Origin of the sequence: Microbacterium sp. E-13, from assembly GCF_049912955.1 — a bacterium.
Classification (GTDB): Bacteria; Actinomycetota; Actinomycetes; order Actinomycetales; family Microbacteriaceae; genus Microbacterium.
Map to the genome: position 1 here is coordinate 1,986,231 of NZ_CP183973.1, position 13,563 is coordinate 1,999,793.

Genomic DNA, 13,563 nt, shown 5'->3' on the forward strand with positions numbered 1-13,563 from the left:
ATGAGGTTGCATCCGGAGTGTGTCGGACTCGCTAGGCTGGCAGTTGGTGCGTTTGTGCAAGGCCGACAAGGCCCGCGCCGCGCCGGTAGCGATCCCCTGGCACGATCTGCCAGACGACGAAAGGTCTTCTGTGACTGTCAACGATCAGGATCCGTACTCGCAGGAACCCCTCGACAGCGATCCCGATGAGACCTCCGAGTGGCAGGAGTCCCTCCAGCAGCTCGTGCAGGCGAAGGGCCACGGCCGTGGCCGAGAGATCATGCTGAGCCTGCTGCAGACCTCGCATGAGCTGCAGCTGAACGTTCCGCAGGTACCCACCACGGACTACATCAACACGATCGCCCCCGAGAACGAGCCCGAGTTCCCCGGCGACGAGGAGCTCGAGCGCCGGTACCGCCGGTGGATCCGGTGGAACGCCGCGGTCACGGTGCACCGCGCACAGCGTCCCGGGATCGGCGTCGGCGGCCATATCTCGACGTACGCGTCTTCGGCCTCGCTCTACGAAGTGGGCTTCAACCACTTCTTCCGCGGCCTGGACGACCCGAACGGCGGGGACCAGGTCTTCATCCAGGGTCACGCTTCCCCCGGCATCTACGCGCGCTCCTTCCTCGAGGGCCGCCTGACCTCCGAGCAGCTCGACGGCTTCCGTCAGGAGAAGTCCAAGGCGCCGAATGCGCTGCCGTCCTATCCGCACCCCCGCCTGATGCCGGACTACTGGCAGTTCCCGACGGTGTCGATGGGTCTCGGCCCCATCAACGCCATCTACCAGGCGATGACGAACAAGTACCTCACGAACCGCGGGATCAAGGACCTCTCCGACTCGCACGTGTGGGCGTTCCTCGGCGACGGCGAGATGGACGAGGTCGAGAGCCGCGGCCAGCTCCAGGTGGCGGCCAACGAAGGACTCGACAACCTCACATTCGTCGTCAACTGCAACCTGCAGCGGCTCGACGGGCCGGTGCGCGGCAACGGCAAGATCATCCAGGAGCTCGAGAGCTTCTTCCGCGGCGCCGGGTGGAACGTCATCAAGGTGGTCTGGGGCAGCGGCTGGGACGAGCTCCTCGCAAAGGACACCGACGGCGCGCTCGTGCACCTCATGAACACGACGCCGGATGGCGACTTCCAGACGTACCGCGCGGAGGACGGCGCCTTCATCCGCGAGCACTTCTTCGGGCGCGACGAGCGCACGGCGGCGCTGGTGAAGGACTGGTCCGACGAAGACATCTGGGGCAAGCTCCGCCGGGGCGGCCTCGACTACCGCAAGGTCTTCGGCGCCTACAAGGCCGCGACCGAGCACAAGGGTCAGCCCACGGTGATCCTCGCGAAGACGATCAAGGGGTACGGTCTCGGCCATCACTTCGAGGGCCGCAACGCGACCCACCAGATGAAGAAGATGACGCTGCAGGACCTCAAGTACTTCCGCGACTCGATGCGCATCCCCGTGTCGGACGCGCAGCTCGAGGAGAACCCGTACCTGCCGCCGTACTACAACCCCGGCCCGAACGACGAGACGATCCAGTACATGCTGGAGCGTCGCCGTGCGCTGGGCGGCTTCCTTCCGGAGCGCCGCAGCCACCACGTCGGGCTGCAGCTGCCCGGCGACGAGGCGTACGCGCTTCCCAAGAAGGGCTCCGGCACGCAGGAGATCGCCACGACGATGGCGTTCGTCCGTCTGCTCAAGGACCTGCTGCGCGCCAAGGACTTCGGCCACCGCATCGTGCCGATCATCCCCGACGAGGCTCGCACCTTCGGCATGGACGCGTACTTCCCGACGGCGAAGATCTACAACCCGCACGGCCAGAACTACACCTCTGTCGACCGGGAGCTGCTCCTGGCCTACAAGGAGAGCCCGCAGGGCCAGATCATCCACGTCGGCATCAACGAGGCGGGAGCCGTGGCGGCGTTCACGGCCGCAGGCACGTCGTACGCCACGCACGGCGAGCCGCTCATCCCGGTCTACGTCTTCTACTCGATGTTCGGGTTCCAGCGCACGGGCGACGCCCAGTGGGCCGCCGGTGACCAGATGGCGCGCGGCTTCATCATCGGCGCCACGGCGGGACGCACCACGCTCACCGGTGAGGGCCTCCAGCACGCCGACGGGCACTCTCTCCTGCTCGCGTCGACCAACCCGGCGACCCTCTCGTACGACCCGGCCTACGGCTACGAGATCGCGCACATCGTGCGATCGGGCATCGAGCGCATGTACGGCGGCAACCACCCCGACCCGAACGTCATGTACTACCTCACGGTGTACAACGAGCCGCTGGTGCAGCCCGCCGAGCCTGCCGACGTGGACGTGGACGGCATCGTGCGCGGCATCCACCGCATCTCGACCTCCGAGGGCGAGGGCCCGCGGGCGCAGATCCTCGCGTCGGGCGTGGGCGTGCCGTGGGCTCTCGAGGCGCAGCAGCTGCTGCGCGACGACTGGGGCGTGCACGCCGATGTGTGGTCGGTCACCTCGTGGGGCGAGCTGCGCCGCGACGGCCTCGCCGCCGACGAGCACAACTTCCTCCACCCGGAGGAGGAGCCGAAGACCGCGTACATCACGCAGAAGCTCGCCGGCGCGCCGGGTCCGGTCGTGGCCGTCAGCGACTTCATGCACGCGGTGCAGGACCAGATCCGTCCGTGGGTGCAGCACAACTTCGCCACCCTGGGTGCCGACGGCTTCGGCTTCTCCGACACCCGTGCCGCTGCCCGTCGCTTCTTCAAGATCGACGGTCCCTCGGTGGTCGTCCGCACGCTGCAGGCGCTGGCCGCCGAGGGCGCCGTGGATCGCAGCCTGTCGGCCCAGGCGATCGAGAAGTACCGTCTGCACGACGTGACCGCCGGAACCAGCGGCAACGCGGGCGGCGAGAGCTGACGTCCGGATGGGCACGTCCTCCGAGGTGATGGACAAGCCCGAGACGCTCGCCTGGCTGCGACGCATCTCGGGCGATCTCGCCACCGTCACGATCAAGCGCCTCGAAGAGACGCTGCCCTGGTATGCCGAGATGCCGCCGGCCCGACGGTCCGCCGTCGGGCTGGTGGCACAGGCCGGCATCACCTCGTTCATCCAGTGGTTCGACGACCCCGGCTCGACCCCCTGGATCGCGGCCGACATCTTCGCCGCCGCTCCGCGGGAGCTGCTGCGCAGTGTCAGTCTCCAGCAGACGCTGCAGCTCATCCGCGTCACCGTCGAGGTCACCGAGGAGCGGGTCGCCAGCAAGAGCGAGCCGCTGCGCGAGGCGATGCTGCTCTACTCAAGGGAAGTGGCCTTCGCCGCTGCCGATGTCTACGCCCGCGCGGCCGAGACCCGCGGTTTGTGGGACGCGCGCCTTGAGGCGCTCGTCGTCGACTCGATCCTGACCGGCGAAGCCGACGAGGAGCTGCCCAGCCGCATCGCGGCTCTGGGGTGGCACGGTCACGGCGAGGTGGCGGTACTCGTCGGCACCACTCCCCCGCAGTTCGACGTCGACCAGCTCCGCCGCACGGCGCGCAAGCTCGGCGTTGACGTGCTCATAGGCGTCCAGGGGTCACGCCTCGTGCTCGTCGTCGGACGCGCCGAGCCGTCGGCTGTCGCCGACGACGCCGTCACCGACCTTCCGTTCGCGGAGATCGCCCGGCGACTGGAGCCCGGCTTCGGCGCGGGGTACCTGGTGCTGGGCCCCACGGTGCCGGCGCTCGTGGACGCGAGTCAGAGTGCGCGGGCCGCCCTCGCGGGCTTCGCCGTGGCGCGCGCATGGCGCCACGCTCCGCGTCCGGTGGAGGCCGACGACCTCCTTCCCGAGCGTGCCCTGGCGGGTGACCCGCTCGCGAAGGCGACCCTCGTCGAACGCATCTACCGGCCGCTTCAGGCCCACAGCGCGGACCTCGTCTCGACGCTCTGGGCGTACCTCGACAACGGCCGCTCGCTCGAGGCGACCGCGCGCGAGCTGTTCGTGCACCCGAACACCGTGCGCTACCGGCTCAAGCGCGTGTCGGAGGTGATCGGCTGGGATGCCACCGGGCCGCGTGAGGCGCTCATTCTGCAGACCGCGCTCATCCTCGGCTCCATCGGGACGGATGCCTCACGCCGCCGTGCGCCGCTCGCACGGCGTAATCCGACCTGAGGTCGGGCAGGACGTGTGGGCCACGCACAAAGGAGCGCGGGATTCTTGTGACGGTGTCGCCAGAACCGCCCGGGTGATCCTTGGCAGGATGGAACGGTGACGATCGCGGTCTTCCCCGGACAGGGCTCCCAATCCCCCGGCTTCCTGACTCCCTGGCTCGAATCGGATGGCGCGGCGGACCGCCTCGCACAGTACTCCGAGTGGTCGGGCGTCGACCTCGTGGCTGCCGGCACCGAATGGGATGCGGACCGGATCCGCGACACGCAGGTGGCGCAGCCGCTCATCGTCGCAGCGAGCCTTCTGTCGTGGAACGCCCTTCCCGGCCGTGACCGCGTCGTCGGTGTGGCCGGTCACTCCGTGGGCGAGTTCGCTGCCGCCGCGGCGGCCGGCGTGATCAGCGAGCAGTCCGCGCTCACACTGGTCGGCATCCGCGGTCGCGCGATGGCCGAGGCAGCCGCCGCGGCGCAGACGGGCATGAGCGCGGTGATCGGAGGGGACGAGGCATCCGTCCTCGCTCGCCTGGAAGAGCTCGGACTCTCGCCCGCGAACTACAACGGCGGCGGACAGCTCGTGGTCGCCGGCTCGATGGATGCGCTGCAGGCTCTCGCGGCGGACCCGGTGCCCGGCACCCGCGTCATTCCGCTGCAGGTCGCGGGCGCCTTCCACACCCAGTACATGGCGCCGGCCGTCGAGACGCTGCGCGCCGCGACAGCGGAGCTCGCGACCTCCGATCCCCAGGTCACGCTGTGGACAAATCGCGACGGCTCCGCCGTGACGTCCGGTCACGCCTTCGTCGACCTGCTGGTCGACCAGGTGGCGTCACCTGTGCGCTGGGATCTCTGCATGTCGTCTTTCGCCGATGCCGGAGTGTCGGGCATCGTGGAGCTGTCCCCCGCGGGGACGCTGGTCGGTCTCGCGAAGCGCGCGCTCCGCGGAGTCCCGGCCGTCGCCGTCAAGACACCCGAAGACCTGGAGGCCGCCGCCGCGCTGGTGGCCGCCGCCGCCTGAACCCGGAGCAGTCGCATGACCGTCAGCCTTGTCCAGCCCACCGGCGCCGCCCACACGCGCATCTATGCGTACGGCGCCGCCCGGGGCGAGATCGCCGTTCCCAACGAGGATCTCATCGGCCCCATCGACTCGAGCGACGAGTGGATCCGCCAGCGCACCGGCATCGTCACCCGCACCCGTGCGGTGCCCGAGACCACGGCGATCGATCTCGCGACGGATGCGGCGCGCGAGGCCATCGAGCGGTCCGGGGTCGACCCGGCAAAGGTCGACGCGGTGATCGTCGCCACGATCAGCAATCCCAAGCAGTCGCCCTCGGTCGCCGCGATCGTGGCGGATCGCGTGGGCGCCAACCCGGCTGCCGCCTACGACCTGAACGCCGCGTGCGCGGGCTTCGCGTACGGCGTGGCGCAGGCCGATGCCCTCATCCGGGCCGGAGCCGCTCATTATGCCCTGGTGATCGGCACCGAGAAGCTCAGCGACATCGTCGACCCCGCCGACCGGAGCATCTCGTTCCTGCTCGGCGACGGGGCGGGCGCGGCCGTGGTCGGCCCGAGCGAGACGGCCGGCATCGGCCCCACGGTGTGGGGGTCGGACGGGTCCAAGGCCGACGCGGTCGGCATGAACCACACGCTGACCGAGTTCCGCGACGGCACGGCACCGTGGCCCACGCTGCGTCAGGAGGGCCCGACGGTCTTCCGCTGGGCGGTCTGGGAGATGGCGAAGGTCGCCCGCCAGGCGCTCGAGGTCGCCGGGGTCGAGGCATCCGATCTGGCCGCCTTCATTCCCCATCAGGCCAACATGCGCATCATCGACGAGTTCGCCAAACAGCTGAAGCTGCCCGACACCGTGGTCGTCGCGCGCGACATCGAGACGACCGGGAACACGTCGGCGGCCTCGATCCCGCTCGCCACCCACCGCCTGCTCGAGGAGCATCCAGAGCTCAGCGGCGGACTCGCACTGCAGATCGGCTTCGGCGCCGGACTGGTGTTCGGCGCGCAGGTGGTCGTCCTTCCCTGACGCGGCCGGCCCCGACCCTAGACTGAGACCCGGCCCGCTCGGGCCCTCATACCCCCAAGGAAAACACAGGAGAGATCCCATGGCATTCACCAACGACGAGGTCCTCGCCGGACTCGCAGAGCTCATCACCGACGAGACCGGCATCTCGGCCGACGAGGTCGCCCTCGAGAAGTCGTTCACGGACGACCTCGACATCGACTCGATCTCGATGATGACGATCGTCGTCAACGCCGAGGAGAAGTTCGGCGTCACGATTCCCGACGACGAGGTCAAGAACCTCAAGACCGTCGGCGACGCCGTCACCTTCATCACGTCGAACCAGGCGTAAACCCTGCGGTGGGGGCTGCGGCCCCCACCGGCAAACCCACGAGGATCTGAACGACATGAGCAACTCCCGCATCGTCGTCACCGGCATCGGCGCATCGTCGCCCTTGGGCGGCACGGCACCCGAGAGCTGGTCCGCGCTCCTGGACGGCGTCTCCGGCGCCCGCACCCTGGAGTACGACTGGGTCGAGGAGTACCAGCTGCCCGTCACCTTCGCCGCCGAGGCCAAGGTCCGCCCCGACACCGTGCTCGAGCGTCCCATCGCCAAGCGCCTGGACCCGTCCTCGCAGTTCGCGCTCGTCGCTGCCTTGGAAGCGTGGGCGGATGCCGGAAGCCCCGAGATCGACCCCGACAGGCTCGGCGTCGACTTCGCCACGGGGATCGGCGGCCTGCATACGCTCCTGGACGGCTGGGACACGTTGCGTGAGAAGGGCCCGCGGCGCGTCCTGCCGATGACGGTCCCGATGCTCATGCCGAACGCCGCCGCGGGCAACCTCTCCCTGCACTTCAACGCCCGCGCGTACGCCCGCACGGTCGCGAGCGCGTGCGCGTCGAGCACCGAGTCGATCGTGAACGCCATCGAGCACATCCGTGCCGGCTACGCCGACATCGTGATCGCCGGCGGCACCGAGTCCGTCATCCACCCGGTGACGATCGCCGCCTTCTCGTCGATGCAGGCGCTCTCCCGGCGCAACGACGACCCGGCGACCGCCTCGCGGCCGGCCAGCGTAGACCGGGACGGGTTCGTCATGGGCGAGGGGGCGGCAGTCCTCATCCTCGAGACCGAGGAGCACGCCCGCGCCCGTGGCGCGAAGATCTACGCGGCCGTCGTAGGCGGCGGGGTCACCGCGGACTCGTACCACATCACGGCGAACGACCCGGAGGGTCTCGGCGCTTCCCGTGCCGTGCGTCTGGCGCTCGAGATGGCCGACGCGTCCGTCGCCGACGTGACCCACATCAACGCGCACGCGACATCGACTCCGGTGGGCGACCCGAACGAGTACACCGCACTGCGCTCCGTGTTCGGCGACCGCATCGATGAGATCCCCGTATCGGCGACGAAGGCCTCGACGGGCCACCTCCTCGGCGGCACCGGTGCGCTCGAGGCCATCTTCACGGTGCTGGCCCTGCAGAACCGCGTCGCACCCCCGACGATCAATCTGACGACCCAGGACCCCGAGGTGCCGTTCCGCATCTCCGGTGCCCCGATTCCGCTGGGCGACGGACCGCAGCTCGCGATAAGCAATTCCTTCGGCTTCGGCGGCCACAACGCCGTCGCCGCGTTCGCGTCGGTCTGAGCGCCCCTCCGCGCACACGCGAAGACGCCCCCGGTGAAGCCGACCGGGGGCGTCTGTCGTGGGGGCGGTGGTTCGCGTTCCCGCTGCCCGGGATTGCGTCTCCGAGCCTCGGTAATGGCGCCTCGCACCGTCCGCGTGCGTGGGCTGTGGGCGCGGCGCGGTCAGCCGACCTTGTGCAGCCAGACGACGGGTGCGTCGTCGCTCGCGTGCCGGAAGGGCTCGAGCTCCTCGTCCCATGCGGCACCGAGCGCGACATGGAGTTCGCGCTGCAGCTCGATCGCATCGCCGCCGGCGATCTCCATGGCGTATCGGATGCGGTCTTCGCCGATCACCACGTTGCCGGCGGTGTCGGTCTGGGCGTAGTGGATGCCGAGTCCCGGCGTGTGCAGCCATCGGCCGCCGTCGCTGCGGGGCGTGGGATCCTCGGTTACCTCGAAGCGCAGGTGCTCCCACCCGCGGATCGCGGTCGCGAGCGCAGACCCGGTGCCGGCCGCTCCCTCCCAGTAGAACTCCGCGCGGCGGCTGCCGGCGAGGACCGGCTGGTCGGCCCAGTCGAAGCTGACGGCTCTTCCGAGCGCCCGGCCGACTGCCCACTCGAGGTGGGGGCACAACGCACGCGGCGCGGAGTGGATGAAGATCACCCCACGCGCTTTTTGTGTCGCCATGATCTCTCCGTTCGTCAGGTGCGTCTTCCCCTACGACCTGTGACGGCGTCACGACGTGCTGTTCGATTGTGCTGCGGCCATTATCGCCGGAAGGGCGGTGGAATCACAAGTATGTGATTCCACCGCCCTCCACTTGCGGTCTCAGAGGCGCTTGCGGGCGCAGGAGGAGTCAGGAGGCTCAGGCCTCGCTCATCGCCAGGACCTCCGCCTTTCCCTTGGCGGCGTAGTACGCGGCGCGGGCGGCGTCGCGGCGGGCCTGCTCCGCCTGACCGGCGTCGAGCACGACCTGCGGCACATCGACGTACTCCGTGGTCGGCCTGGCGTGGTACTTCTCCATGTAGGCATCGAGCTCGGGGCCGGATTCCCACGACGTGATGAGGCAGTAGCGCGGCTCGGTGCCGTCGTGGTGCACGGCGTGCCAGAGTCGCTGCGTGTCGACGATGAGCTGGGCGCCGGCAGGCAGGGCCACCCGGTACTCGATGCTCGGGTCGGTGCGGTTCTCCCGCAGCACGAAGTAGCTGGTCTTGTCATCGGTGAGGTTGAAGAAGCCACGCACGACCCAGCCGGTGCCGTCGGGGTTGAGGCGGTTGTTGTCGTCCTGGTGGAGGTTGTACAGCGCGTCGGCGTAGGTGTTCGGCTGCAGCTCGATGACGCGGCAGCGGCCGACGTTCGACCCCGGCTCCTGGGCGCGGCGCGTCAGGGTCGGCGCCTTCTCGGTCTGCTCGGGAATCCAGACGCCATCCTTGTCGGTGCGCGGCGGGGTGTGGTTCCAGAAGCCGTTGCACTCGATCTCACCCTTGGCGGAGGCCAGCGGCGCGAAGCGGGTGTCACCCGACGACTTCCAGTCGACGTACTCGATCGACAGCCATTCCTGCGGGTCGATCTCCTCGTTGTAGGAGTCGAGCACCACGAAGCCGGTCTCATCGAGAGCGGCGGACTTGATATAACCCATGACGGATCATGCCTTTCGGTCAGTGAACCAGCACGTTTTAACAGGCTCAACTTAGGCAAGCCTACCTCGCGGGTTTTCCGCGCCCCCGTGACCGAGCCGTGAATATCCGCTCGCCGCCGTGGAGCCCGGCTCCGCCCTGATGGCGCGCCTAGACTGGAGCCGCCATGGTCACTGCCACGAACGTCGATGCGACTGCTGTCAACACCATCGGATGGCTCTCGGCCGCGGACTGGACGATCGTCGTCCCGGTCTATCAGCGGCAGTACCGGTGGGACATCGGCGGGTGCGAGCAGCTCCTGTCCGACATCCGCGCCGTCGCCGATCTGGATGACAGCCGCATGCACTTCATCGGATCGATCCTGTCGTCGGCGAGCGGCGACGGCGAGGATGCCGAGCTCGTGCTGATCGATGGCCAGCAGCGCACCACCACGCTCATGCTGCTGGTCGCCGCACTCCATCACACCGTTCTGGAGTCCGACCCGGACCTCGCCGACCAGCTGCAGCGCGTGCTCGTCCACTCCCACGAACCAGGGCGCACGAAGCTCCGGCCGCATCAGGCGTGGGCGACCGTGTACGAACGCGTCGTGCTCGACCTTCCGCTCCCCCCGGGAGAGCACCGCGACTCGCGGTTCGACGACAACTACGCGTTCTTCCGCAGTCAGATCAGTCTCGAGGAGGCTCCCCATATCTGGCGCGGGCTCCAGAAGCTGGAGCACGTCGCCATCACCCTCGGCACCGGTGCCAACGCCCAGCAGATCTTCGAGAGCCTCAATTCGACCGGCGAGCCGCTGCGCGATCACGAACTCATACACAACTACGTGCTGATGGGCCTGAATCACGCCGAGCAGCGCGAGATCGAGGCCGAGTACTGGCAGGCGATCGAGGCGAACACGGGTGACTCGATCGCGGAGTTCTGGCGCCAGTACCTCGTCATGACGACCGGCCGCGAGGTCAGCGTCGTCGGCGGCCGTGGCGTGTACGACGCGTTCCGCCATGAGTTCCCGCGGCTGGAGATCACCGCCCTGCGGCGCCACGCCGACGAGTGGCGTGCGCTTTCGCGTGTGTACCGGGTGCTCCTGCAGCCGGACGAGGCTCCTGATTCCGAGATCGCGCGTCAGCTCGCCTACCTCGGGACGTTCGGCACCGGGATGTACCCGCTGATCATGCGCGAGTACCGCGACTTCGAGCTGGGCACGACGCCGCGCGCCGACCTCATCGCGACGCTGGAGATGGTCCAGTCCCTCCTGATCCGGCGATCGGTGGTCGGCACGGGCGTCGATCGTCTCGTGGCCCGTCTGTGCCGGGCTCGCGCGGAGGGCCGCGACGCGCTCGTCTCGGCGATCTCGCGCATCACTCCCTCCGACGAGCGCGTCGGTGTCGCGCTCAAGTACTCCGAGTTGCCCCACGACCGGTACGTCCTGGGGCGCATCGCCGGCGTCGACGGCGTGTTGGGACTGGATGTGGAGCACATCTTCCCGCTCGCTCCGGGTGACGCGTGGACCGGCGACGGCGTACGCGAGTGGGCGGCGTACAGCGATGACGAGCAGAACAGCCATCGCGCTCTCGCGAAGACGATCGGCAATCTGACGGTGCTCGAGGAACACCTGGCGATGAGGGCCTTCGACCGATCGTTCCCCGAGAAGCAGGCGCTCTACGCGCAGAGCGCGGTCGCGACGACCGCCTCGCTGGCGCAGTTGCCCGCGTGGGGCACGGCCGCGATCGCGGCGCGCTCCCGCGAGCTCACCGACCGCTTCGTGGAGATCTTCCCGCGCCCCGGCGGTCCGGCGATCGACGACGACGGGCTGACGCCGATTCTCGACGCGGTCCGCCGGCGCGGCTGGCCCCCGGGCTGGCACCGCGAGTGGTCGTACGTGGAGTACTGCGGCGAGCACTGGGAGGTGCCGGACGTCAAGTACCTCTTCAACCGGGTCTTCAAGCGGCTGTGGGCCGACTCCCGCGAGGCGGTGGTGGCGTACAGCGCACGCCGGGGCGGCCCCGTCTACTCGGCGCAGTCCTGGAACGGCCAGTGGGATCGCCTGGATGATGAGCACTCGCTCTACATGGGCTGGGACTCGAGCTACATGCTCAGTGCCGTGCAGGGCGTGCTCGAAGAGGCGGGTCTCGCCCCGGAAGTCTTCGTCAAGTACTCCTACATCGGCAACGCGATGTGACGAGCGGGGCGGATGCCTCGTGCCGAGGCATCCGTCCCGCCCACTGTCAGACGCCGGCGAGCGTCACTCGAACGCGACCGCGGCGTTCTCGTTGTTGAGGACGATCACCGGGGTGATCGACGGGTGACCGGCCGCCGTGATCTTCGCCAGGTCGAACTTCAGGAGCGGCGTGCCCGCCGTGACCTTCTGCCCCTTCTCGATCAGGGTCCGGAAGCCGTCTCCCTTCATGTCGACGGTGTCGATGCCGACGTGGATCAGCAGCTCCGTGCCGTCACCCAGCACCAGGGCCACCGCGTGGCTGCTGTCGAACGTCGCCCCGATCGTGCCGTCCGCCGGCGCCACCACCGTGTCGCCGGTCGGTTCGATGGCGACGCCAGGGCCCATGATGCCCTGCGCGAAGGTCGGGTCCGGCACCTGGCTCAGCGGCACCACGGTGCCCTCGAGGGGCTGGCGCAGTGTCACGGTGGTCGTCGGCGCGTCCGTGCGGACAGCCGTGGCGGTCGCGGCCGGTGCGATGGCCGGCTCAGGGGCAGCGGGCGTGGGCGCATCGACCCGGCCCGACATGATCTGCTCCATCGCGTCTTTCACGAACTGGACGTTCGTACCGTAGACCACCTGCACCGACTTGCCGCCCGGCTTCATCGTGCCCGCGGCACCGGCGCGCTTGAGCGCGGTGTCATCGACCTTGCTCACGTCGTCGATCTCCATGCGCAAGCGCGTCGCGCAGTTCTCGAGCTCGAGGATGTTGTCCTTGCCGCCGAGCGCGTCGATGAAGCGGCTGCCGGTGACGAGGTACTTGTCGTCCCCGACGTGCGTGTCGTACTCGGTGCCCTCCGCGAGGATGTCGTCGTCCTCGCGGCCCGGGGTCTTCAGGTTGAACCGCTTGATGAAGAAGTAGAAGACCCCGAAGTAGACGAAGAACCAGAAGACGCCCATGACGGGAATGAGCCACGGGTTCTGTGCCATCGGGTTCATCCAGTTGAGGACGAGGTCCACGAATCCGGCCGAGAAGCCGAAGCCCATGCGAACCGGGAGGATCTGGCTGATCGCCATCGAGATGCCGGTGAACAGGGCGTGCGTGACGTACAGCACGGGCGCCAGGAACATGAAGGCGAACTCGAGAGGCTCGGTGACACCGACGAAGAACGACGAGATCGCGCCGGCGAGGAGGATGCCGTAGGCGAGCCTCTTGCGCGTCGTCTTCGCCGTCAGGTACATCGCGAGGGCGGCGCCGGGGAGGCCGAACATCATGATGGGGAAGAAGCCCGTCATGTACTGGCCTGTGACTCCGTACGTGCCCTCACCCGAGAGGAAGTTGTTGAGGTCGTTGATGCCTGCGACGTCGAACCAGAACACCGAGTTGAGCGCGTGATGGAGGCCGACGGGGATGAGCAGCCGGTTCAGGAAGCCGTAGATGCCGGTGCCCACGGGTCCGAGGGTGACGATCCACTCGCCGAACGTGACCAGTCCGCCGTAGACCCACGGCCAGACGAAGTACAGCGCGATGGCCACGACGAGTGAGACGCCTGCCGTGACGATCGCGACCGAGCGCTTGCCCGAGAAGAACGACAGCGCGTCCGGCAGCCTGGTGTCCTTGAAGCGGTTGTAGCAGAACGCGCCTATCAGGCCGCAGATGATGCCGACGAAGACGTTCTGCACCTTCAGGAAGGAGGGGTCGACGTCGTTGACGTCGGCCACCCCTGTGTAGAGCGCAACCGTCTCGGGCCTGAGGAGCGTCGTCACGACCAACCACGAGACGAGACCCGCGAGCGCCGAGGTGCCGTCGGACTTCTGGGCCATGCCCAACGCGATGCCGACGGCGAACAGCAGCGCCATGTTGTCGAGGAGGGATCCGCCGGCGGCGCCCAGGAACGCCGAAGCGATATTGGGGCTCTTGCCGCCGTCGCTGATCCAGTACGAGATTCCGGACAGGATCGCAGCAACCGGCAGCACAGCCACCGGCAGCATGATCGATCTTCCGAGCCTCTGCAAGAACTTCATTGTTCGCCTCCAGGAGGAGCAAGGGGACATTGGATGCCG

10 protein-coding genes are annotated in these 13,563 nt (G+C 68.6%); 7 read left to right on the forward strand and 3 right to left on the reverse strand.

The window, feature by feature from the left end:
• Positions 1–130: 130 nt before the first annotated feature.
• The 6 genes from aceE to ACN9MP_RS09080 all read left to right on the forward strand — a co-directional run bounded on the left by aceE (position 131) and on the right by ACN9MP_RS09080 (position 7,735).
• Complete coding sequence (aceE, locus tag ACN9MP_RS09055; RefSeq protein ID WP_426325821.1) at positions 131–2,860, forward strand: pyruvate dehydrogenase (acetyl-transferring), homodimeric type; 2,730 nt, start codon at positions 131–133, stop codon at positions 2,858–2,860.
• Positions 2,861–2,867: 7 nt separating this feature from the next.
• Complete coding sequence (locus ACN9MP_RS09060) at positions 2,868–4,088, forward strand: PucR family transcriptional regulator (RefSeq protein WP_426325823.1); 1,221 nt, start codon at positions 2,868–2,870, stop codon at positions 4,086–4,088.
• A gap of 96 nt (positions 4,089–4,184) precedes the next feature.
• Positions 4,185–5,096: an ACP S-malonyltransferase gene (locus tag ACN9MP_RS09065; protein WP_426325825.1), complete on the forward strand. Its 912-nt coding sequence runs from the start codon at positions 4,185–4,187 to the stop codon at positions 5,094–5,096.
• A 15-nt stretch (positions 5,097–5,111) separates the two neighbouring features.
• A complete protein-coding gene (locus ACN9MP_RS09070) occupies positions 5,112–6,113 on the forward strand; it encodes a beta-ketoacyl-ACP synthase III (protein WP_426325827.1) in 1,002 nt (333 codons plus the stop codon).
• A gap of 79 nt (positions 6,114–6,192) precedes the next feature.
• The gene (locus tag ACN9MP_RS09075) at positions 6,193–6,441 is read left to right on the forward strand and encodes an acyl carrier protein (protein ID WP_013586517.1); all 249 of its coding nucleotides are present in this window, start codon (positions 6,193–6,195) and stop codon (positions 6,439–6,441) included.
• A 55-nt stretch (positions 6,442–6,496) separates the two neighbouring features.
• Positions 6,497–7,735, forward strand: coding sequence for a beta-ketoacyl-[acyl-carrier-protein] synthase family protein (locus tag ACN9MP_RS09080; RefSeq protein ID WP_426325830.1), 1,239 nt, complete (start codon positions 6,497–6,499; stop codon positions 7,733–7,735).
• A 161-nt stretch (positions 7,736–7,896) separates the two neighbouring features.
• Here ACN9MP_RS09080 and ACN9MP_RS09085 read toward each other — a convergent pair whose 3' ends face one another.
• Both ACN9MP_RS09085 and ACN9MP_RS09090 read right to left on the reverse strand, forming a co-directional pair.
• Complete coding sequence (locus tag ACN9MP_RS09085) at positions 7,897–8,400, reverse strand: DUF3145 domain-containing protein (protein WP_426325832.1); 504 nt, start codon at positions 8,398–8,400, stop codon at positions 7,897–7,899.
• 178 nt (positions 8,401–8,578) lie between these two features.
• The gene (locus ACN9MP_RS09090; protein WP_426325834.1) at positions 8,579–9,352 is read right to left on the reverse strand and encodes a hypothetical protein; all 774 of its coding nucleotides are present in this window, start codon (positions 9,350–9,352) and stop codon (positions 8,579–8,581) included.
• A gap of 164 nt (positions 9,353–9,516) precedes the next feature.
• Between ACN9MP_RS09090 and ACN9MP_RS09095 the strand changes: the two genes are divergently transcribed.
• Positions 9,517–11,523: a DUF262 domain-containing protein gene (locus ACN9MP_RS09095; RefSeq protein ID WP_426325836.1), complete on the forward strand. Its 2,007-nt coding sequence runs from the start codon at positions 9,517–9,519 to the stop codon at positions 11,521–11,523.
• 63 nt (positions 11,524–11,586) lie between these two features.
• On the opposite strand, the gene nagE is transcribed toward ACN9MP_RS09095, so the two are convergent.
• A complete protein-coding gene (gene nagE / locus ACN9MP_RS09100; protein WP_426325838.1) occupies positions 11,587–13,524 on the reverse strand; it encodes an N-acetylglucosamine-specific PTS transporter subunit IIBC in 1,938 nt (645 codons plus the stop codon).
• Positions 13,525–13,563: the final 39 nt, after the last annotated feature.